The organism is Parerythrobacter aurantius (genome assembly GCF_045291475.1).
Classification (GTDB): domain Bacteria; phylum Pseudomonadota; class Alphaproteobacteria; order Sphingomonadales; family Sphingomonadaceae; genus Parerythrobacter; species Parerythrobacter aurantius.
The window spans coordinates 2634066-2658152 of record NZ_CP147985.1 but is presented as its reverse complement, the minus strand read 5'-3'; the positions used below and the strand labels follow the sequence as shown (position 1 = coordinate 2658152).

General features: G+C 65.2%; 17 protein-coding genes and 1 tRNA gene. 12 read left to right on the top strand and 6 right to left on the bottom strand.

Annotated features, from left to right (window positions below; all coding sequences use genetic code 11):
• Positions 1-9 precede the first annotated feature (9 nt).
• The 7 genes from WAB17_RS13200 to trxA all read left to right on the top strand — a co-directional run bounded on the left by WAB17_RS13200 (position 10) and on the right by trxA (position 11303).
• Complete coding sequence (locus WAB17_RS13200) at positions 10-2352, top strand: PAS-domain containing protein (RefSeq protein WP_435417804.1); 2343 nt, start codon at positions 10-12, stop codon at positions 2350-2352.
• The gene (gene tsaE / locus WAB17_RS13195; RefSeq protein WP_435417803.1) at positions 2349-2786 is read left to right on the top strand and encodes a tRNA (adenosine(37)-N6)-threonylcarbamoyltransferase complex ATPase subunit type 1 TsaE; all 438 of its coding nucleotides are present in this window, start codon (positions 2349-2351) and stop codon (positions 2784-2786) included. The genes WAB17_RS13200 and tsaE overlap by 4 nt, the downstream gene beginning before the upstream one ends.
• Positions 2783-3784: an aminoglycoside phosphotransferase family protein gene (locus WAB17_RS13190; RefSeq protein WP_435417802.1), complete on the top strand. Its 1002-nt coding sequence runs from the start codon at positions 2783-2785 to the stop codon at positions 3782-3784. Before tsaE ends, WAB17_RS13190 begins: the two co-directional genes overlap by 4 nt.
• Positions 3781-4497, top strand: coding sequence for a nucleotidyltransferase family protein (locus tag WAB17_RS13185; protein ID WP_435417801.1), 717 nt, complete (start codon positions 3781-3783; stop codon positions 4495-4497). The genes WAB17_RS13190 and WAB17_RS13185 overlap by 4 nt, the downstream gene beginning before the upstream one ends.
• The gene (locus WAB17_RS13180) at positions 4490-7450 is read left to right on the top strand and encodes a PD-(D/E)XK nuclease family protein (protein WP_435417800.1); all 2961 of its coding nucleotides are present in this window, start codon (positions 4490-4492) and stop codon (positions 7448-7450) included. Before WAB17_RS13185 ends, WAB17_RS13180 begins: the two co-directional genes overlap by 8 nt.
• Complete coding sequence (addA, locus tag WAB17_RS13175) at positions 7447-10905, top strand: double-strand break repair helicase AddA (protein ID WP_435417799.1); 3459 nt, start codon at positions 7447-7449, stop codon at positions 10903-10905. The genes WAB17_RS13180 and addA overlap by 4 nt, the downstream gene beginning before the upstream one ends.
• Positions 10906-10982: 77 nt before the next feature.
• Positions 10983-11303 (top strand): thioredoxin, encoded by a 321-nt coding sequence (gene trxA, locus WAB17_RS13170; RefSeq protein ID WP_435417798.1) that lies wholly within the window; start codon positions 10983-10985, stop codon positions 11301-11303.
• Here the strand turns inward: trxA and WAB17_RS13165 are convergent.
• Positions 11300-12100 (bottom strand): inositol monophosphatase family protein, encoded by an 801-nt coding sequence (locus WAB17_RS13165; RefSeq protein ID WP_435417797.1) that lies wholly within the window; start codon positions 12098-12100, stop codon positions 11300-11302. The two genes, trxA and WAB17_RS13165, sit on opposite strands and share 4 nt — an antisense overlap.
• Before the next feature lie 8 nt (positions 12101-12108).
• Entirely contained in the window at positions 12109-13335 is a 1227-nt protein-coding gene (argJ, locus tag WAB17_RS13160; RefSeq protein ID WP_435417796.1) for a bifunctional glutamate N-acetyltransferase/amino-acid acetyltransferase ArgJ, read from the bottom strand.
• Between the two features lie 206 nt (positions 13336-13541).
• Between argJ and WAB17_RS13155 the strand changes: the two genes are divergently transcribed.
• The 3 genes from WAB17_RS13155 to secA all read left to right on the top strand — a co-directional run bounded on the left by WAB17_RS13155 (position 13542) and on the right by secA (position 17301).
• Positions 13542-14126 carry an energy transducer TonB gene (locus tag WAB17_RS13155; protein ID WP_435417795.1) on the top strand — a complete coding sequence of 195 codons (585 nt, stop codon included), beginning with the start codon at positions 13542-13544 and terminating at the stop codon, positions 14124-14126.
• A gap of 55 nt (positions 14127-14181) precedes the next feature.
• Positions 14182-14454, top strand: coding sequence for a hypothetical protein (locus WAB17_RS13150; RefSeq protein ID WP_435417794.1), 273 nt, complete (start codon positions 14182-14184; stop codon positions 14452-14454).
• A 90-nt stretch (positions 14455-14544) separates the two neighbouring features.
• Positions 14545-17301 (top strand): preprotein translocase subunit SecA, encoded by a 2757-nt coding sequence (gene secA, locus WAB17_RS13145; RefSeq protein WP_435417793.1) that lies wholly within the window; start codon positions 14545-14547, stop codon positions 17299-17301.
• Positions 17302-17327: 26 nt separating this feature from the next.
• On the opposite strand, the gene WAB17_RS13140 is transcribed toward secA, so the two are convergent.
• Entirely contained in the window at positions 17328-17945 is a 618-nt protein-coding gene (locus WAB17_RS13140; protein ID WP_435417792.1) for a GNAT family N-acetyltransferase, read from the bottom strand.
• 60 nt (positions 17946-18005) lie between these two features.
• Here WAB17_RS13140 and WAB17_RS13135 point away from each other — a divergent pair, with 60 nt between their 5' ends.
• The gene (locus tag WAB17_RS13135; protein WP_435417791.1) at positions 18006-18746 is read left to right on the top strand and encodes a sulfite exporter TauE/SafE family protein; all 741 of its coding nucleotides are present in this window, start codon (positions 18006-18008) and stop codon (positions 18744-18746) included.
• Between the two features lie 7 nt (positions 18747-18753).
• Here the strand turns inward: WAB17_RS13135 and WAB17_RS13130 are convergent.
• Positions 18754-18828 (bottom strand) — tRNA-Asn (locus WAB17_RS13130).
• Positions 18829-18887: 59 nt separating this feature from the next.
• Complete coding sequence (locus tag WAB17_RS13125; protein WP_435417790.1) at positions 18888-19706, bottom strand: NAD kinase; 819 nt, start codon at positions 19704-19706, stop codon at positions 18888-18890.
• An 81-nt stretch (positions 19707-19787) separates the two neighbouring features.
• On the opposite strand from WAB17_RS13125, the gene WAB17_RS13120 reads away from it, so the two are divergent.
• Entirely contained in the window at positions 19788-20588 is an 801-nt protein-coding gene (locus tag WAB17_RS13120; RefSeq protein ID WP_435417789.1) for an EAL domain-containing protein, read from the top strand.
• Here the strand turns inward: WAB17_RS13120 and mfd are convergent.
• Positions 20573-24061 (bottom strand): transcription-repair coupling factor, encoded by a 3489-nt coding sequence (gene mfd / locus WAB17_RS13115; RefSeq protein ID WP_435417788.1) that lies wholly within the window; start codon positions 24059-24061, stop codon positions 20573-20575. The two genes, WAB17_RS13120 and mfd, sit on opposite strands and share 16 nt — an antisense overlap.
• Positions 24062-24087 lie beyond the last annotated feature (26 nt).

Sequence of the window (24087 nt, the reverse complement as noted above, 5' to 3'; positions counted from 1 at the left end):
CAACCTTCCATGGACCTGTCCCCAACACTCCTGGCTTTGCTCGGCCTTCTGCTTGCCGCCTGGACGGCGGGCGCCGCGTGGCTGATGATTATGGCCGGCGGCAAGGCGAAGGCGGCCGATGGCAGCCGGCGCGCCGCACGACGGATGGCACGTCTGCTGGACGAAGCGCCGGCCATACCGATGCTGGTTCGGGCTGATGGCCGCATCGAGGGATCGGAACGTCTGGCACACTGGTTCGGGTTCGAGCGCCTGCCCCAGTTCCTGAGCGAACTGGCCGGCGACCAGGGCCGCGGCCTCGCGCGCGAACAACTCTCCGAATTGACCCAGAGGGTGCGGCGAGCGCAGAAGACAGCGGCACCTTTCCGCATGAGCATAACGGTGCCCGGTTCGCAGCGCAGCCTGGCCCTGCGCGGCCAATTGGCCGACCCGCAAGTGTCCCCGGGCGGGGCTGCGCTGGTGTGGGTTTTCGATTTCAGCGACAGCGCCAGCGAACTTGGCCGCATGCGAGAGGAATCGGCGCGCGCAAAAGGCGATTTCGCCGCGCTGGTCGGACTGATCGAGGCTGCGCCCATGCCTATGTGGTTTCGCGGCACGGATACCAGGCTCAGGCTGGTCAACGGTGCCTATGTAGCGGCCGTCGCGGCCAAGGATGCCGAGACTGTCGTGGCGCAGCAGATCGAACTGGTCGAGGCCGTCGATGGCCTTAGCGCTGCACAGGTGGCCGGACAGGCCATGCAGCACAACCAGCCCATCGAGCGGATCGTGCAGGCCACGATCTCCGGTCAGCGCCGGGCCCTGCGGGTTTCGGACCTGCCACTGGCCGAGGAAGGCGTTGCCGGTTACGCCGTCGATATCCAGGAGGTCGAGGAACAGGCGCGGGCGCACCGGGCCTATGCGGAGGCGCAGCGGTCCATGATGGACCGGCTCTCCGTCGGGGTTGCGCAATTCGATGCCGAGCGGCGCCTTACCTTCGCCAACCAGCCACTGCGCCGGATCATGCAGATAAACCCCGGATCTGGCGGCGAGGGCATCTTGTTTGAGCGGTTGTTAAGCGAGGCAAGGGATGCCGGCCGGACACCGCAGGTGCGTGATTTCCCGGCTTGGCGGGCGGAACGGATCGAGTGGTTCGCGAGCGGCGCGACAACGGAGGAAGCCTGGCATCTCGGCGATGGCACGCACCTTCGGATCGTGGCGCAGCCGATGCCCGACGGCGGCCTCGCCCTGATCGCGGAAGACCGCACGGAGCAGCTATCACTCTCGGCCACGCGCGACACGCTGCTTCGGACCAGGACCGCAATGCTCGACAGCCTGTTCGAAGCCCTGGCGGTCTTTGCGCCCGACGGCCATTTGCAGCTGTGGAACCGCAGCTTTGCGGGGACGTGGGGCGTGGATCAGGCGCTGCTGGACAAGCATCCGGCGATCGACCTGTTGCTCGAGGAGATTGCCGGCAATCTCGCCCGTCCCAAGCGGATAAGGGTGCTGGCCGAGGTCATTCGCGCCGCTACGCTCGATCGCAAGGAGCAGGCGGGCCGCGTCACGCTGGCCGACGGACGTACGCTTGAGTTTGCCGGCATTCCACTTCCGGACGGGAACGGACTGCTTACCACGCTCGATGTGACTGCAAACGAACAGGCAGAAACGGCGCTGAGGGAGCGCAACCAGGCGCTTGAACAGGCCGACAGCGTCAAGACCCGCTTCCTGGCCAATATGTCCTACGAATTCCGTACGCCGCTGACATCGATTGGCGGTTTTGCCGAATTGCTGCAGGCCGGGGTCGCTGGCGAATTGTCGGACCAGGGCAAGGAATATGTCTCCGCGATCATCGAATCCGTCGGGCGATTGACGGACCAGGTCGAAAACGTGCTCGACCTATCGCAAAGCGAAGCGGGCCTGTTGCCGATCCAGAAGGAACGGCTCGAGCTGCTTCCTTTCGTGACGCGGGTCGTCCGCGAAAGAGAGCAGGAAATTGCCGGCAAGGGCCTGTCGCTCGACTTGCGTGGAGGGAACAACCTGAAGGTCGATGCGGACAGGCGGCAACTTGCACGTGCGATCGGGCACCTCATCGACAATGCGATCGTAGCGACCGATGCTGGCGGCAAGATCCTCGTCGATCTGTCGAAGAAGCCCGAGGGGACCCGCATCGTAATCTCCGACAATGGCTGCGGCATGTCGCCCGAGGAACTGAACCGGGCGATGGAAGGATTGCGACAGAGCGCCGACGGCACGGGGCTCGAACGGCGGCAGGGGCTGGGCATTCCGCTCGCCCGGCAACTGGTTGAAGCGCACGGCGGGACGCTCTCGATGGAATCGCGCAAGAAGGTGGGGACGGCAGCGATGATCTTGCTGCCATGATAATCGAGTTGCCGGACCTTTTGGCAGTCGAGCAGCTGCGCGCTCGTATCGCGGCACAACTGAAGCCTGGAGACGTCGTTTCCCTCGCCGGCGGACTTGGGGCGGGCAAGACGACCTTGTGCCGCGCGATCCTTTCGGGGCTCGGTCACGAGGGCGAGGTTCCGTCGCCCACCTTCACGATCATCGAAACCTATGATCTGTTGCAACCGCGCGTGGTCCACGCCGATTTCTACCGGCTAGAGGATCCTGCGGAAACCGAGGAACTGGGCCTCGACGACTATCGCGAAGGAGCGGTGCTGCTCGCCGAATGGCCCGGCCGGGCAGGAGGGTTCGGGCACGAGGCAGCCTGCCTTTCCATAACGCTCGAAAGTGCCGGAAAGGGGCGCCGGGCGATTGTCGAAGGCGGGGCAGATTGGCTAGGGCGGATGCCATGACCGATTCAGCGAATGTGTTGCCCGTCGGCGGAAAGGGATTCCTGCACCGCTCCGGTTGGGAAGGATGCACGATCGAAGCCATCCCGGGCGACGCGAGCTTTCGCAGGTACTTTCGCCTGACGGGCGGGCGAGGCTCCGCGATGCTCATGCACGCCCCGCCTCCCCACGAGGATCCCAAGCCTTTTCTCGACGTGGCTCGCTGGCTCACCCGGCAGGGCGCCCGGGCGCCTGAAATCTATGCCGACGATACTGCTGCCGGTTGGGTGCTGACCGAGGATTTGGGCAATGACCGGATGCGCGACTGGCTGGACCTCAACCCGGGCGGCGAAGCAGGGGCTTACGCCACAGCCGTAGATGCCCTTGTGCCCCTGCACCGGATCGGGGCCGGGCCGTTCCCGCACTACGACTGGCCGACCTATGTTCGCGAGGCCAACCTTCTGACGGAATGGTATGCCCCTGCGATGGGATTGGCGGTCGATGCCGACGGCTATATCGAGGCGTGGCAGAACGCGCTCGGCCCACTCATCGCCCGCCAAGGCAAGGGCGTGACGGTGCTGCGCGACTACCATGCCGAGAACATCATGCTTCTCGGCCCGGCGACGGACGGTTCGGGTGCGCAAGGCCTGATCGATTTCCAGGACGCGCTGGCCGGTCATCCGGCCTACGATCTCGTGTCGCTGCTGCAGGATGCCCGCCGCGACGTTTCGATCGATCTCGAAGCGTCGATGCTGGACCGGTACAGGTCGCAAGTCGACGTCGGCGACGATTTCGACGCGGACTACGCCCTGCTCGGAGCGCAGCGCAACGCCAAGATCGTCGGGATCTTCACCCGGCTCTACAAGCGCGACGGCAAGGCGCGCTATCTCGACTTCGTGCCGCGTGTCTGGGCGGCGATGGAGCGCGATCTTGCCCACCCGGCACTGGCCCCGGTGGCGCGATGGTTCGACGCGAATATTCCGGACGACTTGCGCCAATCGCTGGGCGGGACAATTTCGTGACCGAACTCGTCAGCGATACCGCCATGGTGATGGCAGCGGGGCTGGGAAAGCGGATGCGCCCGCTGACGGCCACCCAGCCAAAGCCCATGGTCCGGGTCGCGGGCAAGCCGCTGATCGACCATACGCTCGACCGGCTCGCGGCAGCGGGGGTGCGCAAGGCGGTGGTGAATGTGCATTACCTCGCAGATGCGCTCGAAGCCCATATCACGGCACGCAAGGTGCCGACCGTTACGATATCCGATGAGCGGGGCGCGCTGCTGGAAACGGGCGGGGGCATGATCAAGGCGCAGCACCTGCTGCCCGACCCGTTCTTCTGCCTCAACTCCGACAACATCTGGCTGGACGGCCCCGGCAATGCCTTTGCCGAATTGTCCCAACGGTGGGACCCTGATGCGATGGATGCGCTTCTTCTCGTCGTGCCCCACGTCCGGGCGGTGAATTTCGACGGCAAGGGCGATTTCCACCTCGATCCGGTCGGCCGGATCACGCGCCGCAGGTCGGGCCGGATAGCGCCCTTCATCTATACCGGTATCCAGGTAGTCTCGCACCGGCTGCTGCGCGATGCTCCCGACGGGCCGTTCGGCACCATGGTGCTTTGGGAACGCGCAATCGCGGAAGAGCGTCTGTACGGCCTGCCCTTCACCGGACTGTGGTTCGAAGTCGGCACCCCGCAGGCGATCCGCCCGACCGAGGCGGCGCTGGCCGGTGGCTGAACGACCCCGACCCAGGATCTATTCGATTGCGGCCCATCGCGGTTTTGCCGATGCCTTGGTGGCTGGACTGTTACCGCGTTACGCGGAGGCCGACATCGGCCTTGCGCGCCTCACGCTGCTGCTGCCCAGTAGCCGGGCCGCGCGCACCGTTACCGAGGCTTTCATCCGGCAGTTCGGCGAGGGCGCGGCACCGGGCCTGTTGATGCCGCGCATGGCGGTGGTGGGCGACCTCGACCTCGACGAGACACTCGGCCCGCTGCTCGATCCGCTGGGTGCGGCCGATATCCCTCCCGCAATCGACCCGACGCGGCGCTGGTTGCGGTTGGCGCAATTGCTCCAAGCCCATCTGGACCAGGCTGCCCCGAAGGGACCGGCGCTGTTCAAGCTCGCGCGGGAAACCGCCAGGACGATGGACCGGCTGCTGGTCGAAGGCATCGGACCAGAAGAGCTGCTCCAGGATCGCGTACTCGACCTCTTCGGCAATCTTGCCGGGCACTGGCAGGATTCCCTCCACCGCTTCGCCACCGTGCAACGGCTCTGGCTTGCCGAACTGGAAGCGGAAGGCCGGATCGATACGGCGGCCCGGCGTAACCGCCTGTTCGATCATGCCGCGCGGCGATGGAAGGAAGCGCCGCCGACCACGCCCATTGTTGCCGCCGGGGTTACGAGCGCGGCTCCGGCACTGGCACGCCTGCTACGCGTCGTCTCGGAACTTCCCGATGGGGCGGTCATCCTTCCCGACTTCGACCTGACGATCGAGGATGCGGTGTGGGACGAGCTCGGATGCGCTGGGGCACCGGCAGAGCCGGGCGGGCCACCCTTTGCGAAGGGCGATGCGGTCACCCATCCGCAATACCACCTGAAGCTGCTGCTTAATCGCATGGGAGTTGCGCGCGGCGAGGTCGAACCGTGGCATCGTAAGGGGCACGGTGCCGCGCGGCCCGAGCGCAGCCATGCGGTCGGCGCCGTGTTCCTGCCTCCCGAAGCGAGCAAGACATGGGTCTCGCTGGCAGCGTCAAAGCGCCGCCTGACGGGCATTCGCCTGCTCGAAACACCTCATCCCGAGGCCGAGGCGCAGGCCATTGCACTCGCCGTCCGCGAAGCCTTGGAAACACCGAAACGGCGGGTCGTGGTCGTGACGCCGGATCGGTCGCTGGCACGCCGGATTATCCACCACCTTCGCCGGTGGAATATAGAGGCGGACGACTCTGCCGGCTTGCCATTGTCGCAAACCCCGGCGGGACGGTTTTTCCTGCTCCTGGCGGAATTGATTGCCAAGCGGGTAGCCCCGGTGCCGCTTGTCGGATTGCTTGGTCATCCGCTCGTCCGACGCGACGAGGAACGTCGCCGATGGCTGCGCAACCTGCGCATTTTCGAACGGGAGCTGCGCGGACCTCGCCCTGCAACGGGGTTGAGGCCGTTGCGGGAAGTGGCGGGGAAGGCGGGCGTCGCAGACTGGTGGGGAGAGGTCGAGACGCTCATCGAGCCCTTGTGCGATTTGCCGGACGAGGCCGGGCTGGGCGAGCTGCTCGACCTACTCGTTGCGACCGGCGAGGCGATGTGCGGCGATTCCTTGTGGGGCCAGGCGGACGGCCGCTGCCTCGCCGCGTTCGTCGATGATCTTCGGGTCCACGCCCGGGCAGTCGGAACCACGCTCGATCCGCGAGACGTGCACGGGGTGCTGACCGAAGCCATGGATACGGTCGCGGTCCGCCCGGCCTATGGCGGACATTCGCGTGTCGCTATCTATGGACTGCTCGAAGCACGCATGGCCCGCGCCGATCTCGTCATTTGTGCCGGGCTCAACGAAGGCACCTGGCCTGCAAGGCCCCCGGTCGATCCCCTGCTAGCGCCCGAGCTCTTGCGCGCACTGGGGGTACCCGGCGCAGACTTCCGTATCGGGCTCGCTGCGCACGATCTTGCAGGGGCGCTGGGCGCACCCGAGGTCATCCTGAGCCGGTCCGAACGCGACGCCGACGGTCCTGCCATCGCCTCTCGATTCCTGTTGCGGGTCAAGGCGCTCCTGGGCGATTTGCTGGATCGGCATAGGGACACTGCGCTGCCTGCTCTGGCCCATGCCCTTGACGATCCACCGCTCGCACCGCGTTACGAAAAACCCGATCCAAAACCGTCGGCCGAGCAGCGGCGGCAGCGGATAAGCGTCACTGCGCTCGACCGATTGAGATCGGATCCGTACCAGTTCTATGCCGGCGAAATCCTGAAGCTGAAGGAGATCGAACTTCTCGATGCAGAGCCCACCGCCGCATGGCAGGGACAAGTTGCGCACGAGATCCTCGAACACTGGCACGAACACGGCGGCGATCTGGTGACCATCGCCAGCGACAAGCTGAAGCAGATGGACCATCACCCGCTGACACGCTTCCTGTGGGAACCGCGACTGCTTAAAGGGCTGCAATGGGTCGAGGGCGAGATTGCGGAGGACAAGACCCGCAAACCGGTATTGTGGGAAAAATGGGGCGAAGTCGAACACCGCGGCGTGACCGTGTTCGGCAGGATCGACCGGCTCGACAGGCTCGCCGACGGAAATTACGCCGTCGTCGACTACAAGACCGGCCATCCGCCCTCCACGGCCCAGGTGACGGATGGTTTCGCGCTTCAGCTCGGAACGTTGGGCCTGATGGTCGGGATGGGCGGTTTCGCCAGTGAGGGGATCGTCGGCGAGGCTACCAGTTTCGAATACTGGTCGCTGGCGAAAAGGAGGGCTGAGCCGGGATTCGGTTACGTCTCCTCGCCTCTGAAGCTCACGGCGCGGCAAACCGGTCTCACGCCGGAGGAATTCCTTCCTCGGGTTAAGGAGCATCTAGACGAGGCGCTCGAGCGCTGGATCCTCGGCACGGAAGGTTTCACCGCCCGGATCAATCCCGACGCAAAGGTCTACAACAATTATGACCAGTTGATGCGGCTCGACGAATGGTTCGGGAGGGAGGCATGAACGAGAAGAAGCTCGTCCATCCGCTGAAGGACCAGCAGGCAAAAGCCGTCGACCCGCGCGACAGTGTCTGGCTGTCCGCCAGCGCCGGGACCGGCAAGACGCAGGTCCTTTCGGCCCGGGTGCTGCGATTGCTGCTGCAGGATGACTGCCCGCCCGGCAGCATCCTGTGCCTGACATTCACCAAGGGCGGTGCTGCCGAGATGGCGACCCGGGTGAACGATGTCCTTGCCCGCTGGGTCAGGCTGGACGAGGTATCGCTGGAACTCGAGCTGAAGGCCATCGGCGCAGCCTGTGGTCCCGCCGAACGTGCTCGTGCCCGCACGCTCTTTGCAAGGGTGCTCGATTGCCCGGGCGGCGGCCTGCGGATCGACACGATCCATGCGTTCGCGCAATGGTTGCTCGCAGCATTCCCGGAAGAGGCCGGATTGGTCCCCGGCACCCGGGCGCTGGAAGATCGTGAGAAGGTCGTGCTCTCGCGCGAGGTGCTGTCCGAGTTGCTTGTCGCAGGCGATGCTGCCGATCGCGGTGCGCTGGCCGAGCTCTCGGTCCAATACGGCCCTGACGGGGCTCAGGCGTGGCTGATGCGATGCGCCGATGCGATCGAGCTGTGGAGCGGCGCATCGGCTTGGCAGCCGCCCTTGCGCGATCGCGTGCTGACGCTGCTCGGCTTGCCAGCGGGAGCGACAACGGAAACGTTGGCCGGAGCCTGCGCCGACGACACCGCGCTTGTCGATTCCGTACGGGGCGTCCGCGATGCCTACAATGCATGGGGCACCGACAGCGCAGGCAAGATCGCCGCGCCCCTGTCGGAATGGCTGGCAGCGAGTGCCGCCGAGCGCTTCGCCACGATCGGCGATATCTATGGCGCGATCTTCAACGACAAGGGCGCGCCCAAGTATGCCGCCAATGTTACGAAGAAAGTCCCCGGCTTCGGGCAGTTGAGCGAAACGGCGAGCGAGGAGATCGGCGCCGTGATCGAACTGTCCCGGCTCCTGGATGCAACCGATCGGCTTGTCCCCGCACTCACCCTCGGGCGCAAGTTCGCGCTGGCGTGGGACGAACGCAAGAAGCGCGACGGGCTGATCGACTTCGACGACCAGATCAGGCGTGCGGCGGAATTGCTGACCCGCGCCGATTTCGGCGAATGGATCAGGTACAAGCTGGACCGCCGCTTCGACCACATTCTCGTCGACGAAGCGCAGGACACGAATGAAGCGCAGTGGGCAATCATCCGTGCGCTGACAGGCGATTTCTTCGCCGGTCACGGCCAGCACGACGGCAAGTTGCGAACGATCTTCGTCGTTGGCGATTACAAGCAGGCGATCTTCGGCTTCCAGGGTACCAGCCCGCACAACTTCCGGGATCAGAAGAAGGCCTACCAGGCCGAAATCGAAGACGCGATCGCCAACGCCAATGCGATGGCGCGGGACAGCCGCACCAATGTGCCTGTTGCCTTGCGCTCTTTGCAGGATCTCGGACTGGGGCACAGCTTCCGCACTTCGCAACCGGTGCTCGATTTTGTCGACGCGGCCATTGCTTCCATCGGGCGCGAGAATATCGGTCTCGACGATACGGACGAGCCGCACGTCGGGGATTCTGGACGGCCCGGCATCGTGACCCTGTGGAACCCGGTCAGCAGCACCACAGCGAGCGACGACGATAGTGAGGGCCAAGAGGAAGGCTGGCTTCCGCCCTCCGACCGGAAGATGGCCGACAACATAGCCAGGCAGGTCAGACAGTGGCTCGACCATGGCCATCCACTGGCCAAGGGAGAGCGCCGTAATGCCGGACCGGGCGATATCATGGTGCTGGTCCGCAAGCGCAAGGAACTGGCCGGGCTGATCGTGGCGCGCCTCCATGCGGCCGGCGTACCCGTCGCAGGAGTGGACCGGCTACGCCTCGGCGCTCCACTTGCGGTGAAGGATCTTGTTGCGGCCTTGCGGTTCGCGGCGCAGCCGCTCGACGATCTCAATCTCGCCAATGTTCTGGTCTCGCCGCTCGGGGGGTGGACGCAGGACGACCTCCTCCGGCACGCGTGGCGCGACAAGGGCGTGCGACTTTGGGACCACTTGCGGCGGATCGACGATCCCTTTGTCGCAGCGACCATCGCGCAACTGCGCGGCTTGCTGGAACGCGTCGATTTCGAGCCGCCCGAAGCGCTTATCCACTGGATGCTGACAGGCCCGTGGCAGGGACGCCGCAAACTCGTTGCGCGCCTCGGCCGCGAGGTCAACGACCCTGTGAACGAACTGCTCAACGCCGCAATTGCCTATTCGGCGGCGCATACGCCGACCCTTGCGGGCTTTATCCAGTGGTTCGACGCAGGCGATGCCGACGTCAAGCGCGAGGCAGGTGGCGAGGCCGGGCTGGTCCGCGTCATGACCGTGCACGGTTCCAAGGGCCTCCAGGCGCCGATTGTCATCCTGGCCGACGCGGCCGGCGATCCCTCAGAAAGCAGGGCGCGCCCGGTCGATCTGACGGAGCAGTCGAGCGGCAAATCGGTGCCCATGCTGCCCTTCAGGAAAGAAGAGCTCACCGGCCCGGTGGCAGCCGCGGTGGAGGCCGCCAAGGCGGCGGACATGGAAGAACACTGGCGGCTGCTCTACGTGGCCATGACGCGCGCCGAGGAAGCGCTCTATATCGGCGGTGCCCTGGGCCGGAAGAACGAGGAAAAGGGACCGGCGAAGGACAGCTGGTATGCAAGGCTCGAACCGCTGATGCCGGATGGAGTGTTGCAAGACGATATCTGGTTCGGAAGGCGCGAGTGGGGCGCGTTGCCGCCGCCGGTCGTTTCGGCGCGCGATGTCACTCCAATGGCGACCGAGACACTCCCGCTCTGGGCAACCACCCCGGTCGGTCCGGAGCCTCGCCCTCCTCGCCCGCTTGCACCGAGTTCCGCGGGCGAGGATCGTACGTCCGACCCTCCGCTCCCGCCGGGTCCACTGGCGCTTGCGGCGCAGCGCGGTGTCCTGCTGCATACACTCCTCGAACGTATGCCGGTGCTGCCCGCGGATGCCCGGGAGTCTGCTGGCAGGGAGTGGCTTGCGCGGCAGGCCGGCGACCTGCCCGAAGCCTTGCGCGACGAGCTGCTGTCGAGCGCACTGGCGGTCCTTTCCGATGCCCGGTTCGCGTCCATATTCGGGCCGGAGTCCCTGGCTGAAGTGCCCCTGGCGGCCACCGTCGGCGGGCAGGTCATCGCCGGAACCGTCGACCGCTTGCTGGTCACCGAGGACGAGATCGTAGTCGTAGACTTCAAGACTGCGCGGCGTCCGCCGGAGGACCTCGGGCAAATCCCCGAGGGGATCGTGCGGCAGATGGCAGCCTATGCAGCCGCGCTGGAAATGATCTATCCGGGTCGAAGTGTCCGCGCTGCGGTGCTCTACACCCACATCCCGCAATTGTTCGCGCTGCCCGAGACAATGCTTGCCCCGCACAAAGCAGCGTTGCAATTGTAGCAGGAAAGCTTTGCCGCCGGTCCCTTGGAGGCACCGCAAGCGTCTCCTAGATACCGGACCAACAACAGGAGATTCCCATGGCCACCGTCAATGTAACCGATGCCAGCTTCAAAGCCGACGTGCTCGACGCGGACAAGCCCGTCCTCGTCGACTTCTGGGCCGACTGGTGCGGCCCGTGCAAGATGATCGCTCCGGCGCTCGAAGAAATCAGCGATGAGCTGGCGGGCAGGGTCACCATCGCCAAGATGGACATCATGGCCAACACCGATACGCCGAGCCAGCTTGGCGTTCGCGGCATTCCCTATCTGGCGCTCTACAAGGGCGGTGAGCGCGTGGCCGAAATGACCGGCGCAGCGCCGAAGGGCCAGCTCAAGGCTTGGCTCGAACAGCAGCTTTAATCGAGCTTGCGATAATGGTCCGCCAGTCCCTGCCACAGCGCGGGGCTGGCGGCTCCGATCATCCCGGTGCGACCATGCTCGTCGACACGGTAGGGTGATCCATCGGGCCGGGCGACCATTCCGCCTGCCTCGTTGACCCACAGCGCACCGGCCGCGTGGTCCCAGGCAAGTGTGCGTTCGAAAAACGAAACGTCATTTTGGCCCAAGGCCAGTCGCGGATATTGCTCGGCTGCACAGCGCGGCGTTTCGACAACGCGGTAATTCGGGGCGATATGTGCATTTACTGCCCGGCGCCGCGCGTCATCGAGGAAAATCACGGAAATGGCCGCGACCGGAGGTGTCTCGCCGGTTGCGCTCGAGCGTATCGCCTCGCCATCGACGAAGGCGCCTTTTCCGAGATGTGCCGAGCAGAACCGGCCCGAGAGACAGTCGTAGATCCATCCCGATCGGCACACGCCGCCCGATGCCTGCGCCAGCAGGATACCGAACGGCGCTTTGCCATGGGCGAAATTGTGGGTCCCGTCGATCGGGTCGATGATCCAGCAATCGCCGGATAGCGCATCGAGCACGGACGGATCGGCGTGGGCGGCTTCCTCGCCGACGATGGCGAGCGACGCGTCGATCGCGGCGAGACCTTCGTGCAAGGCTTCCTCCGCCTCGCGGTCGGCCACCGTCACGAGGTCGTCATGCGCCTTCTCGATGATCTGCCCGTCCGACAGGTTGCGGTAGCGCGGCAGGATGATGTCGCGGCTGACGCGCTGCATCAATGCATGGATTCCCCGGTCGAGGGAGTTCATCCGCGAACTCATGACCGGTAATCGGCGTTGATCGAGATGTATCCGTGCGTGAGATCGCAGGTCCACACGGTGGCGCGCCCGTCGCCGAGGCCGAGCTCGACATCGATCACGATATCCTCGCCTTTGAGATGTTTTGCGAGCGGAGTCTCGTCGAAATCGGGGACGGGCTGGCCGTCGCGCGCGGCCCAGTGACCGCCGAAGCCGATCGAGAGCGTGTCGCGATCCGCCGGTTCGCCTGCCTTGCCGACAGCCATGACCACGCGGCCCCAGTTGGCGTCCTCGCCCGCGATGGCGGTCTTCACCAGCGGCGAATTGGCGATGGCCATGCCGATCCGGTGCGCACTTTCGTCGCTGACGGCACCGGACACGCGAACCTCGATGAACTTCGATGCGCCTTCGCCGTCGCGGACGACGAGCTGGGCAAGCTGGCGGCAGACGTCCTCCAGCGCGGCGGCAAAGGCATCGGCCCCGGGGTCGTCGAACGAGGCGAGGGGGACGTTGCCCGCCTTGCCGGTGGCGAAGGCCATTACCGTGTCGCTGGTGGATGTGTCGCCGTCGACGGTGATGCAGGAATAGGTCCGCCTGTTGGCCGCTTCGAGCAGTTGCTGCAGGAAGGCGGGGGCGACCGCTGCATCGGTGGCGATATAGCCCAGCATCGTGGCCATGTCGGGCGCGATCATGCCGCTGCCCTTGGCGATGCCGCAGATCTCCACCCGCGTCCCGCCAAGCATGGCGGAGGCATGGGCGCCCTTGGGAAAGGTGTCGGTCGTGGAAATGGCGCGCGCGGCGTCTTCCCACGTGCACGGCACGGCGGCGAAAGCCATTTCCAGCCCGGCATCGGCGATATCGATCGGCAGCGGCACTCCGATGACGCCGGTGGAGGAGACGAATACCTGCCCGGCCGGGCAGCCGAGATGGACGGCGACCTTCTCCACGATCCGCTCCACCGCCTCGCGCCCGCGATAGCCGGTGAAGGCGTTGGAATTGCCTGCATTGATCACCTGCGCGCGGGCCATGCCCTGCCGGACGGACTCGCGGCCCAGCTCGACCTCACTTGAGGCGCAGGCGCTCTTGGTGAAAACGCCGGCGACGCTGGTGCCTTCGGCCAGCTCGATCAGCGTCAGGTCGGCACGATCCCACGCCTTGTATCCCGCGCGCACCGTGCGCAGCGTCACCCCGGCGATGGCGGGCAGATCCGGAAACGGGCGGGCGAGGGGCGAGCGATGCTGAATCATCCTTGCGCCCTAGGGACCCGCATTTGCCGCTGCAAGCTTGCCATTCTGGCAGGAGGCGGGAAAGAACGGTGAATTCCGGAGGTCGCCCCATGCCGATTATTGCCTACGTTCTGTTCCAAGCCACAACGACGCTATCGGCTCCGCCACCGCCCGGCGAGCCACCTCGCGCTTCGCCGCCGATGGTACAGCCGGCGGTGCCTCCGCGGGTGACCATTCCGCTGCCGCCGCAGCCGCCCCGTTTTTCGAGTGTTCCCAAGCCGCGAAACAATCCGGGATCATGGGTCGTGTCGGACGATTATCCCAAGATCTCGATGCTGCTCGACGAAGCCGGTCGCAGCCAGTTCCGGGCCACTGTCGACGTCTCGGGCGAGGTTTCTGGCTGTTCGATCCTCGATTCAAGCGGCTTCAAACGGCTGGACGAGCTAACCTGCAGGCTCGTGACCCAGCGTGCCCGTTTCGATCCGGCCCTGGATTACCAGGGCAAGCCAATCGTGAGCCAGTATACACAGGCGGTGGTGTGGCGCATATCGGAGCCCTTGCAAGCATCCGATTTCGGCTGGAAGCGGCCGACCGAGGCAAAGAAGCTCAAGCAGCGGGGCACGGTCGGTTTCGAGGTCGAGATTTCGTCGGACGGCACCATAACTTCCTGCCGCATCACCCGCAGTTCGGGCTCTGCCTTGCTCGATGCGGAAACCTGTAAGCGGCTCGAGGCACTTAAAAGCCCCTCCATCGCGCTGGACGAAGCGGGCCAGCCTGTGGCGCGAACGGTACGCAGCCGAATTAGCTGGTAACGGCCCGCGCGCATTGGTGGACTTGACGCAGAAGCGGGCCTATATGCCTCTATCTATGCGTCGCCAATTACTCGCCCTTCTTGCATTGCTCACCGGGCTCGCCGCTTTCGGCACGCCCGCCAGTGCGGCCGTCGGCGATCTGTTCGGGGCGCAGGTGCAGGCGGGCCAGACAGCCCGCAATGACGACCGGCGGGAGGAATGCCGCCAGCGCAAGGAGCGCGAACGCAGCCCGGTCCGGCGTGAGGATGTCAAGGAGTGCCCGCCGCCGAAAGCGGTGAGGATCATCCTGCCGACTGTCATGCTCGGCAGCGATTTCTCGCTGGAATAGCGCTTAGACGACATCCCGGTTTTCGCGCCCCTGCCTCCCTGGCCGGGGCGCTTGTCGTATTTTCCATTCCTATTCCGTCAGGCAGAGACAATGCTCAACACTCTCATGAAATCCGTTTTCGGATCGTCGAACGACCGCTACGTCAAGTCTATCCGCAAGGTCGTCGACCAGGTCAATGCGCTGGAAGACCAGATCAAGGCGCTCTCCGACGACGAGCTGAAGGCGCAAACCGCCAAGTTCCGCGAACTTCTCGCAGCGGGCCAGACGCTCGACGACATCCTGCCCGAAGCCTTTGCGACCGTCCGCGAGGCCTCGATCCGTGTTCTGGGCATGCGGCACTTCGACGTCCAGATGGTCGGCGGCGTCGTGCTCCACCGGGGCGAAATCGCGGAAATGCGCACCGGCGAGGGCAAGACGCTGGTGGCCACGCTGGCGACCTATCTCAACGCCATCGAAGGCAAGGGCGTCCACGTCGTCACCGTCAATGACTACCTTGCCCGCCGCGACGCCGAATGGATGGGCCAGCTTCATAACTGGCTGGGCCTGTCGGTCGGCGTGATTGTCCCCGGGCTCAACGAGTTCGAGCGGCGCGAGGCCTACAACTCGGACATCACTTACGGCACCAATAACGAATTCGGCTTCGACTACCTCCGCGACAACATGAAGCACGACCGCGGCCAGATGGTGCAGCGTCCCTTCAACTACGCGATCGTTGACGAGGTGGACTCGATCCTGATCGACGAAGCCCGCACGCCGCTGATCATTTCCGGGCCGACCGAAGACAAGACCGACCTCTACGTGTCGGTCGATGCGATCGTGAAACAGATCGACCCGTCGTGGTACGAAGCCGACGAGAAGACTAAGAACATCGGCTGGACCGAAGAGGGCAACGAGCAGATCGAGGAACTGCTCAAGGCGTCCGGCCTGCTCGAGACCGACAATCTCTACGATGTCGAGAATACGCAGGTCGTTCACCACCTCGATCAGGCGCTGCGCGCCAACATCATGTTCAAGCGCGATATCGATTACATCGTGAAAGACGAGAAGGTCGTCATCATCGACGAGTTCACTGGTCGCATGATGGACGGTCGCCGCTGGTCGAACGGCCTGCATCAGGCGGTGGAGGCCAAGGAAGGCGTCAAGATCGAGCCGGAAAACCAGACCATGGCCTCGATCACCTTCCAGAACTACTTCCGCATGTATCCCAAGCTGTCGGGCATGACCGGTACCGCCGCCACGGAAGCGAGCGAGTTCTGGGACATCTACAAGATGAACGTGGTCGAGATCCCGACCAATGTGCCCGTGCAGCGGATCGACGAGGAAGACGAGTTCTACAAGAATACGCAGGACAAGTTCCAGGCCATCGCCAAGGCTATCGCGGAAAAGAGCAAGATCGGCCAGCCGGTGTTGGTCGGCACCGTCTCGATCGAGAAGTCCGAATTGCTGAGCCAGTTTCTCGACGAGGAAGGTGTGAAGCACGCGGTGCTCAACGCCCGCTTCCACGAGAGCGAAGCCCACATCGTGGCGCAGGCCGGACGCCTGGGCGCCGTCACCATCGCGACCAACATGGCCGGCCGCGGCACCGACATCCAGCTCGGCGGCAATGTCGAGTTCCGTATCCAGGACGAGCTGCGCGACATGGAAGAAGGCCCGGACCGCGATGCTGCGATCGAGCGGATCAAGGCCGAGGTCAGGGCGGAGCGCGAGAAGGTGCTGGAAGCGGGCGGGCTGTTCGTCCTCGGAACGGAACGCCACGAAAGTCGCCGTATCGACAACCAGCTGCGCGGGCGCTCGGGCCGCCAGGGCGATCCGGGCCTCAGCCGTTTCTACCTGTGCCTCGAGGACGACCTGCTGCGCATCTTCGGGCCGGACACGCTGTTTGCCCGGATGATGAACTCCAACCTCCAGGACGGCGAAGCAATCGGCTCCAAGTGGCTGAGCAAGGCCATCGAGACGGCGCAGAAGAAGGTCGAGGCCCGGAACTACGACATCCGCAAGCAGGTCGTCGAATACGATGACGTCATGAACGACCAGCGCAAGGTCATCTACGAACAGCGCGCCGAGATCATGGATAGCGAGGCCGTCGACGATGTCGTGGCCGACATGCGCCAGGACACGGTCAACAATCTCGTCGGGGAGGCATGCCCGCCCGGATCTTATCCGGAACAGTGGGATATCGAAGGCCTCAAGGCACGGGTCGAAGAAGTGCTCGGCCTGACGCCGCCGTTCGACGAGTGGTTGCAGGAAGAGGCGATCGAGCCCGAAATCTTCGAGGAACGGTTGCTGGCGCTATCCAACGAGCGGATGGAACAGAAGATCGCGGCAACCGACCCGGGCGTGTGGAAGCGTGTCGAGAAGAGCATCCTTCTCGAGCGGCTCGACCATTTCTGGAAGGAACACCTCGCGACGCTCGATGCCCTTCGCCAGGTGGTGTTCCTGCGTGCCTATGCGCAAAAGCAGCCCATCAACGAATACAAGCAGGAAGCGTTCGGCCTGTTCGAATCCATGCTCGAAAAGCTGCGCGAAGACGTGACCGGCATTCTGCTGAAGAGCGAGCTACGCATTGCGCCACCGCCTTCCCCGCAGGCCTTGCCGGACCTGCCGGATTTCCTGACCGGGCATATCGACCCGCTCACCGGGCTCGACAATTCCGCCGACGGAGACGGATCCGACATGCGGCCCGACCTGTTCGGTTCGCTGGCTGGCTCGCCGCGTGCGGCCTTCGGCCCGGGCGGAGCGGCAAGTGCCGCAGACAATCCGTGGGCGGGCGAGGAAATCAGCCGCAACGCCCCGTGCCCGTGCGGGTCGGGCAACAAGTACAAGCACTGCCATGGGGCAGCGGTGTAACCCGCGCGCGCCGACGGACCCCGGCGCTAGCTGCGGCGGGGTTCCCGTACCATCGGCACCAGTGGCGGTGCACCCGGCTCGACAATGATCGGGTCGCCCAGCTGAGCAAAGCCGCAGGATTGGTAGAACCCGGTGTTGGCCGGGTTCGAATTCTCGAGATAGGCGGGCAGGCCCTTGCGGTCGCACGCGTCGAGCACGGGTTGGATAAGCCTGCGGCCAAGCCCCTTGCCTTGCGCGGACGGGCGCACGCCGATGCTGAACAGGTAGGCATGCTCGAAGGCCGGGTGACGCGCCTCCATCGCCTCGCCGGTCCTGATCCCGCGCTTCACCGCGCCCGGACCGCACAGCAGGACAGTCGGCAGGGCGAATCGAAGATAGTCCCAGTTGGAAAAGCTCGTGTCGCCGCCGGGCAACATCCACATGCATGCGCCTTCCTCGCCCGCCGTGTAGCAATAGCCGCGCGGGGTATAGATGCTGCGTGCCTGCAAATGGAACAGGTTGCGGATACCGGCGAAATTGCCGAACAGCCAGCGGTTGAAGGGATCGTTGCGAAAGGCGTCGGCGGTGATGGTGCCGACCAGCTTGGCTTCCTCCGGGCCGGCACGGCGGCAATCCTCGCCCAGGTCGATATCGTCCGCTGTCATGGTCCCCTCCGCTCCATCCAACGGCTAGCAGCGGGTCGGGCTTGCGTATAGGGAGCGGTCATGCCCGTCCTCCTCATCGCCGGATTTTTTGCCACTGCGCTACTCTATGCCAGCGTAGGGTTCGGCGGCGGATCGACCTACAGTGCGCTGCTGGCGCTCTACGGGTTCGATTACAAGCTGCTGCCGGTCCTGTCGCTGGTCTGCAATATCGCCGTCGTGACCGGCAGCACCATCCGCTTCGGCCGCGCCGGGGTGACGCCGTGGAAGGGCGCGCTTGTCCTGACCTCGATTGCCGCACCGGCGGCCCTGCTCGGCGGTCTGACGCCCATCGGAGAGGGGGCGTTTTTCACCCTGCTCGGTGCCAGCCTCGTTTTGGCGGGGCTGGCCCTGTTCGTGCCGCAAAGCTCCGGCGGTGACCAGCCCGCCCGACTGGCGAAGCTCATGCCGATAATCGCGCTGCCGCTGGGCTACTTGTCGGGCCTGGTCGGGATCGGCGGGGGCATATTTCTCGCACCCCTGCTGCATCTGACGCGCTGGAACGAGGCGAGGGCCATCGCCGCGACCGCCAGCCTGTTCATCCTGGTGAACTCGCTGTTCGGTCTGGCCGGGCAATTGCTCAAGAACGGCGCGCAAGTTTTCGGCGAAGCTGTCGCCTACGGCCTGCCGCTGATGCTGGCGGTGGTGGTCGGCGGCCAGATCGGCAGCCTGCTGGCGCTCAAGGTATTCCCGGCGCGGATTATCCGCTGGCTGACGGCGGCGCTGACGATCTGGGTGGGGGGAAGGCTGCTGATCGGAGCCTAGGAAAGAGTGGCTCCCCGAGTTGGATTCGAACCAACGACCAAGTGATTAACAGTCACCTACTCTACCGCTGAGCTATCGGGGAGCAGCCCGTTTCCGGGCGAAGCGCGCCTATATTGGGGGCGATTCCGTTTGGCAAGCCCCTCAGGTGACGAATTGCTCTGCGACAATGCGCTCGTCAAGCGAGTGGCCGGGATCGAACAGCAGCGTGAGTTCGGAGGACCGCTCGATGGCCACCGATACCTCGGCAATATCCCGATACTCCTTCTGATCCGCAACGACCGCCACAGGGCGCTTGCGCGGTTCGAGGACGCGAAAGTTGATCTCGGTGTATTCGGGCAGGATGGCCCCGCGCCAGCGGCGGGGGCGGAAGGGGCTGATCGGCGTCAGCGCCAGCACCTGCGAATCGAGCGGGAGGATCGGGCCGTTGGCCGACAGGTTGTAGGCTGTCGATCCGACCGGAGTGGACACGAGCACGCCATCGCAGACCAGCTCGGCAATCCGTACTTTGCCGCCCACCGACACCTCGATCTTGGCGGTCTGGCGGGTTTCGCGCAGCAGTGACACATCGTTGATGGCTGCGGCGGAATATTCCGTCCCGTCCTGTGCGGTAGCAGTCATCCGTAGCGGCGCAACCGAGCGCAGGGACGCCCGGTTGAGCACCCCGAGCAAATCGGCGCGCTTGCGCGGGCGGTTCATCATGAAGCCGACCGTGCCCATGTTGATGCCGTATGCGGGCTTTACCGCGCCGTCGTCGAGCATGTGGTGCAGCACCTGCAGCATGAAACCGTCACCGCCCAGGACGACCACGGCATCGGCTTCGGCCATGGGGGCGAAGTCGAATTCCCTAGCGAGGTCCGCAGCGGCCGCCTCGGCCCGTTCCGTATCGGCAGCCTGCAGGGCCAAGGTCTTGAACTGGTTATCCCGAGCCAATGCGCCCCTCCGGTCCCTTTGGTGCGCCATCCCTATGGGGGACCGTGCCATTTGGCAACGCTCCACAATCGTCGCGCGACGGCGATGTTACAAATGCCTATCGCCCTTGCCATGTCCGATTCGTCCCCCCGTGATTCCCTGTCGCCGCGTGACCTCGATTGCGGTCCGGACCTCGCCGGCGCCATCCTGCGCGGCGAAATCGAAACCGTGTACCAGCCCCAGTTCACCCTTCCGGAGGAGCGACTGATCGGGGCGGAGGCACTGGCGCGCTGGCGCCATCCGAAACTGGGGGAGATCGGGGCAGGCCCGCTGTTCGCGATGGCCGAAGAGCAAGGCGTAACGACGCGATTGTCCCACCGCATCGTCGCCAACGCCCTGGCCGAATTCGCCCGTTGGCCTACACAGGTGCGCCTTTCGGTCAATGTCCTGCCGGAGGAAGTGGCCGCGCACGATTTTGCCGCCGGGTTCCTCGACAGGGTGGCAAGGGCAGGCATCGATCCCGCGCGCTTGACGGTCGAGATAACCGAAGAGGTATTGCTGGGCGACCTGTCGAAGGCGGCGATCACGCTCGGCTCCATGCGCGAGGCAGGAATCCGGATAGGGCTCGACGACTTCGGGGCGGGCTTCTGCAATTTCCGCTATCTCAAAATCCTCCCGCTCGACTACCTGAAACTGGACCGTTCCATGGTCGAGGGGATTGCCACCGACGAGCGCGACCTCGCGGTCCTGCGCGGGATCGTCGCCATGGGCCGGGCGCTGGGCCTGCGCGTCATTGCCGAGGGTATCGAAACGCAGGACCAGCGCGACATCGTCGCGGCCGAGGGCTGCGACGCCTACCAGGGCTTCCTGCGCGCGGCACCGATGCCGGCCGCCGCGTTCCGCGAACTGGCGCTGGCTCAGGCCGCCTTCTGAGCCTTGCCTTTGCGGCGTACGATGCCGCTCAAACCCTTCGTCAGCTGGAACAGCCCGTTGAGGCGGCTCTGCGGGTCGCTCCATTCGCGGTTGATCACCAGCTTCATGTCGGGGCGCAGCTTGGCCGTGCCCTGCAGCCTGTCGACATAGGCCAGCAGCCCCGGGCCGTCGGGGAAATCGTCTTTGTGGAAGGTGACCAGCGTCCCGCGTGCGCCGACGTCGATCTTGGCGATATTGGCCTCGATCGCCTGATGCTTGATCTCGATCAGTTTCACGAGGTTTGCGGTGGCGGCGGGCAGGGGGCCGAAGCGGTCGATCATCTCGGCCGCGAGCGACTCGAGTTCGGCCTTGCCCTGCGCCTGGTTGAGGCGGCGATAGAGGGCCATGCGCACGGCAAGATCGGGGATGTAGTCTTCGGGGATCATGATCGGCGCATCGACAGTGATTTGCGGGCTGAGCGGATCGCGTTCCTCCAGCATTCCGGCATCGCCTGCCTTGGCGGCCAGGATCGCTTCCTCAAGCATCGACTGGTAAAGTTCGAAGCCTACCTCGCGGATATGACCCGACTGCTCGTCGCCGAGCAAATTGCCCGCGCCGCGAATGTCGAGGTCGTGGCTGGCCAGCTGGAATCCCGCGCCGAGCGAATCGAGATCACCGAGCACCTTTAGGCGCTTCTCCGCCACTTCGCTCAACTGCGTGTCGGCGGCGTAGGTCAGGTAGGCATAGGCGCGCAGCTTGGCCCGGCCAACGCGGCCGCGCAGCTGGTAGAGCTGGGCAAGGCCGAAAATGTCGGCGCGGTGGATGATGATGGTGTTGGCATTGGGCAGGTCGAGCCCGCTTTCGACGATGGTGGTCGAGAGCAGCACCTCGTACTTGCCTTCGTAGAACGCGCTCATGCGGCTCTCGATCTCGGCGGCGCCCATCTGGCCGTGGGCGGAGATCGCCTTGATTTCCGGCACATTCTCGCGCAGCCATTCCTCGACGCCTTCCATGTCGGAAATGCGCGGCACGACGATGAAGCTCTGTCCGCCGCGGTGATGCTCGCGCAGCAGCGCCTCGCGCATCACCATGTCGTCCCATTCCATTACATATGTGCGCACCGCGAGGCGATCGACCGGCGGGGTCTGGATGGTGCTGAGTTCGCGCAGACCGCTCATCGCCATCTGCAGCGTGCGCGGGATCGGCGTGGCGGTGAGAGTGAGCATGTGCACATCGGCGCGCAGCTGCTTGAGCTTTTCCTTGTGGTTGACCCCGAAGCGCTGCTCCTCGTCGACGATGACGAGCCCGAGGTTCTTGAACGCGGTCGACTTGCTGAGGATCGCGTGGGTGCCGACGACGATGTCGATATCGCCCGATTTCAGGCCCTCGCGGGTCTCGGTCATCTCCTTCGCCGGCACGAGGCGGCTGAGGCGGCCGATCTTGAGCGGGAAGCCGGCGAAGCGCGCGCTGAAGTTCTCGAAATGCTGGCGGGCGAGGAGCGTGGTCGGCGCCACCACCGCGACCTGCTGCCCGCCCATCGCCGCGACGAACGCGGCACGCAGCGCGACCTCGGTCTTGCCGAAGCCGACGTCGCCGCAGACCAGCCGGTCCATCGGGCGGCCGCTTTCGAGATCGCCGAGCACATCGGCAATGGCGCGTTCCTGGTCGTCGGTTTCCGACCAGGGGAAGCGGTCGAGGAACTGGTTGTAGGAGGATTCGTCGACCTCCAGCACCGGTGCCTTGCGCAGGGCGCGCAGCGCTGCGGTGCGCATCAGTTCGCCGGCGATGGCCCGGATCCGTTCGCGCAGCGCGGCGCGGCGGCGCTGCCAGCCTTCGCCGCCGAGCTTGTCGAGCATGACCGCGTCTTCACTGCTGCCGTAGCGGCTCAGCACATCGATGTTCTCGACCGGAATGTAGAGCTTGTCGCCGCCCCGGTACTCCAGCATCACGCAATCGTGCTTGCTCTTGCCCACGGCGATGGGCTCGAGGCCGAGATACTTGCCGATGCCATGCTCGACATGGACGACGAGGTCGCCGCGGTTGAGCGTCTGGAGTTCGGCCAGGAAGGCATCGGAATCCTTGCGCTTCTTCTTGCGCCGGACCAGCCGGTCACCGAGCAGGTCCTGCTCGGTCAAGAGTTCGAGCTGGTCGTTGGCGAAGCCGGTTTCGACCGGCAGCACCAGCGCGACGGGCGTGCCATTGGCCGAGAGGCCGAGCGCTTCCTGCCAGTTGTCGGCCAGCTTGGTTTCGCACCCGGCTTCCGACAGGATCGAGGCAATGCGGCTGCGGCTGCCGGTGGAATAGGCGGCGAGCAGCGGACGCTTGCCCGCCTTGCCGAGCGCCTTGAGGTGCCTGGCCGCGACCTCGTAGACATTGTCGCCGCGCCCGCGCTCGGGGGTGAAATCGCGGGCGGAACTGAAGCCGAAGTCGACCACGGTGTCGCTGGCTGGCTCGGCAAAGATCGTGGTCCGGTGCGCGGGTGCCTTGGCGAGATGCACGCTCCATTCGTTCGCGCCCAGGTAGAGTGCGGAGGGGTCGAGCGGGCGATAGCCGCCCTTGGCCTGACCCGTCGCATTGGCGCGGCTTTCGCGATAGTCGCTGATATCCTTAAGCCGCTCCTCGACCGCGCTGGTTGCGGCGCTGTCCATCACCACCAAGTCGTTGTCGCCAAGATGGTCGAACAGCGTACTCATCCGCTCCTCGAACAGCGGCAGCCAGTGCTCCATGCCGGCAAGACGCCTGCTATCGCTGACAGCCTCGTAGAGCGGGTCCTGCGTGGCCGCCGCGCCGAACAGCTCGCGATAACGGCTGCGAAAGCGCTTGATGCTGTCCTCGTCGAGCAGGGCCTCGCTGGCGGGCAGGAGCAGGTGGGACTTGATGACCTCGGTGCTCATTTGCGTCGAGGGATCGAACAGCCGCAGGCTTTCGAGCTCGTCGCCGAAGAAATCGAGCCGCAGGCCCTGTTCCAGCCCCGACGGGAAGATATCGACGATCGATCCGCGAATGGCATACTCGCCCGCGTCGACGACGGTATCCACGCGCGAATAGCCCTGGCGGCGGAGCAGGGCGGACAGGCTCTCCATCCCGATCTCCGTCCCGACGGCAAATTCGCGCACGCTTTCCCGGATCCGGAACGGGGTCAGCACACGCTGGAGCGCGGCATTGACGGTGGTGACCAGCAATTGCGAGCCACTCTTGCCCGCCTGCAACCGGTGCAGCGCCGCCAGCCGCTTGGCGCTCACGCTAAGCGCCGGGCTGGCGCGGTCGTAGGGCAGGCAGTCCCACGCGGGGAACTCGATGACCTCCAGCTCGGGCGCAAAATACTGCGCCGCCTCGGCCACGGCGTGCATGGCGGCCTCGTCCGGGGCGATGAAGACGGCTCGACCGGTCGCAGCGCGCGCCAAGTCTGCCATCACCATCGGCTGCGCCCCGCGCGCGACCGAGGCGAGGGTCAGCGGCGTGGTGGCTTTGAGGATGCGGGCAAGGTCGGGCATGGTCAGGGGCTATCCGGCATAGGCGA

Excerpts from the sequence above, each read along its gene's own strand:
- WAB17_RS13125 (WP_435417790.1), bottom strand. The coding sequence starts at position 19,706 with ATGGCGCACCAAAGGGACCGGAGGGGCGCATTGGCTCGGGATAACCAG.
- mfd (WP_435417788.1), bottom strand. The coding sequence starts at position 24,061 with ATGCCCGACCTTGCCCGCATCCTCAAAGCCACCACGCCGCTGACCCTC.
- WAB17_RS13150 (WP_435417794.1), top strand. The coding sequence starts at position 14,182 with ATGCGTCGCCAATTACTCGCCCTTCTTGCATTGCTCACCGGGCTCGCC.
- WAB17_RS13135 (WP_435417791.1), top strand. The coding sequence starts at position 18,006 with ATGCCCGTCCTCCTCATCGCCGGATTTTTTGCCACTGCGCTACTCTAT.
- argJ (WP_435417796.1), bottom strand. The coding sequence starts at position 13,335 with ATGATTCAGCATCGCTCGCCCCTCGCCCGCCCGTTTCCGGATCTGCCC.
- addA (WP_435417799.1), top strand. The coding sequence starts at position 7,447 with ATGAACGAGAAGAAGCTCGTCCATCCGCTGAAGGACCAGCAGGCAAAA.
- WAB17_RS13140 (WP_435417792.1), bottom strand. The coding sequence starts at position 17,945 with ATGACAGCGGACGATATCGACCTGGGCGAGGATTGCCGCCGTGCCGGC.
- secA (WP_435417793.1), top strand. The coding sequence starts at position 14,545 with ATGCTCAACACTCTCATGAAATCCGTTTTCGGATCGTCGAACGACCGC.
- tsaE (WP_435417803.1), top strand. The coding sequence starts at position 2,349 with ATGATAATCGAGTTGCCGGACCTTTTGGCAGTCGAGCAGCTGCGCGCT.
- WAB17_RS13120 (WP_435417789.1), top strand. The coding sequence starts at position 19,788 with ATGTCCGATTCGTCCCCCCGTGATTCCCTGTCGCCGCGTGACCTCGAT.
- WAB17_RS13165 (WP_435417797.1), bottom strand. The coding sequence starts at position 12,100 with ATGAACTCCCTCGACCGGGGAATCCATGCATTGATGCAGCGCGTCAGC.
- WAB17_RS13200 (WP_435417804.1), top strand. The coding sequence starts at position 10 with ATGGACCTGTCCCCAACACTCCTGGCTTTGCTCGGCCTTCTGCTTGCC.
- WAB17_RS13190 (WP_435417802.1), top strand. The coding sequence starts at position 2,783 with ATGACCGATTCAGCGAATGTGTTGCCCGTCGGCGGAAAGGGATTCCTG.
- trxA (WP_435417798.1), top strand. The coding sequence starts at position 10,983 with ATGGCCACCGTCAATGTAACCGATGCCAGCTTCAAAGCCGACGTGCTC.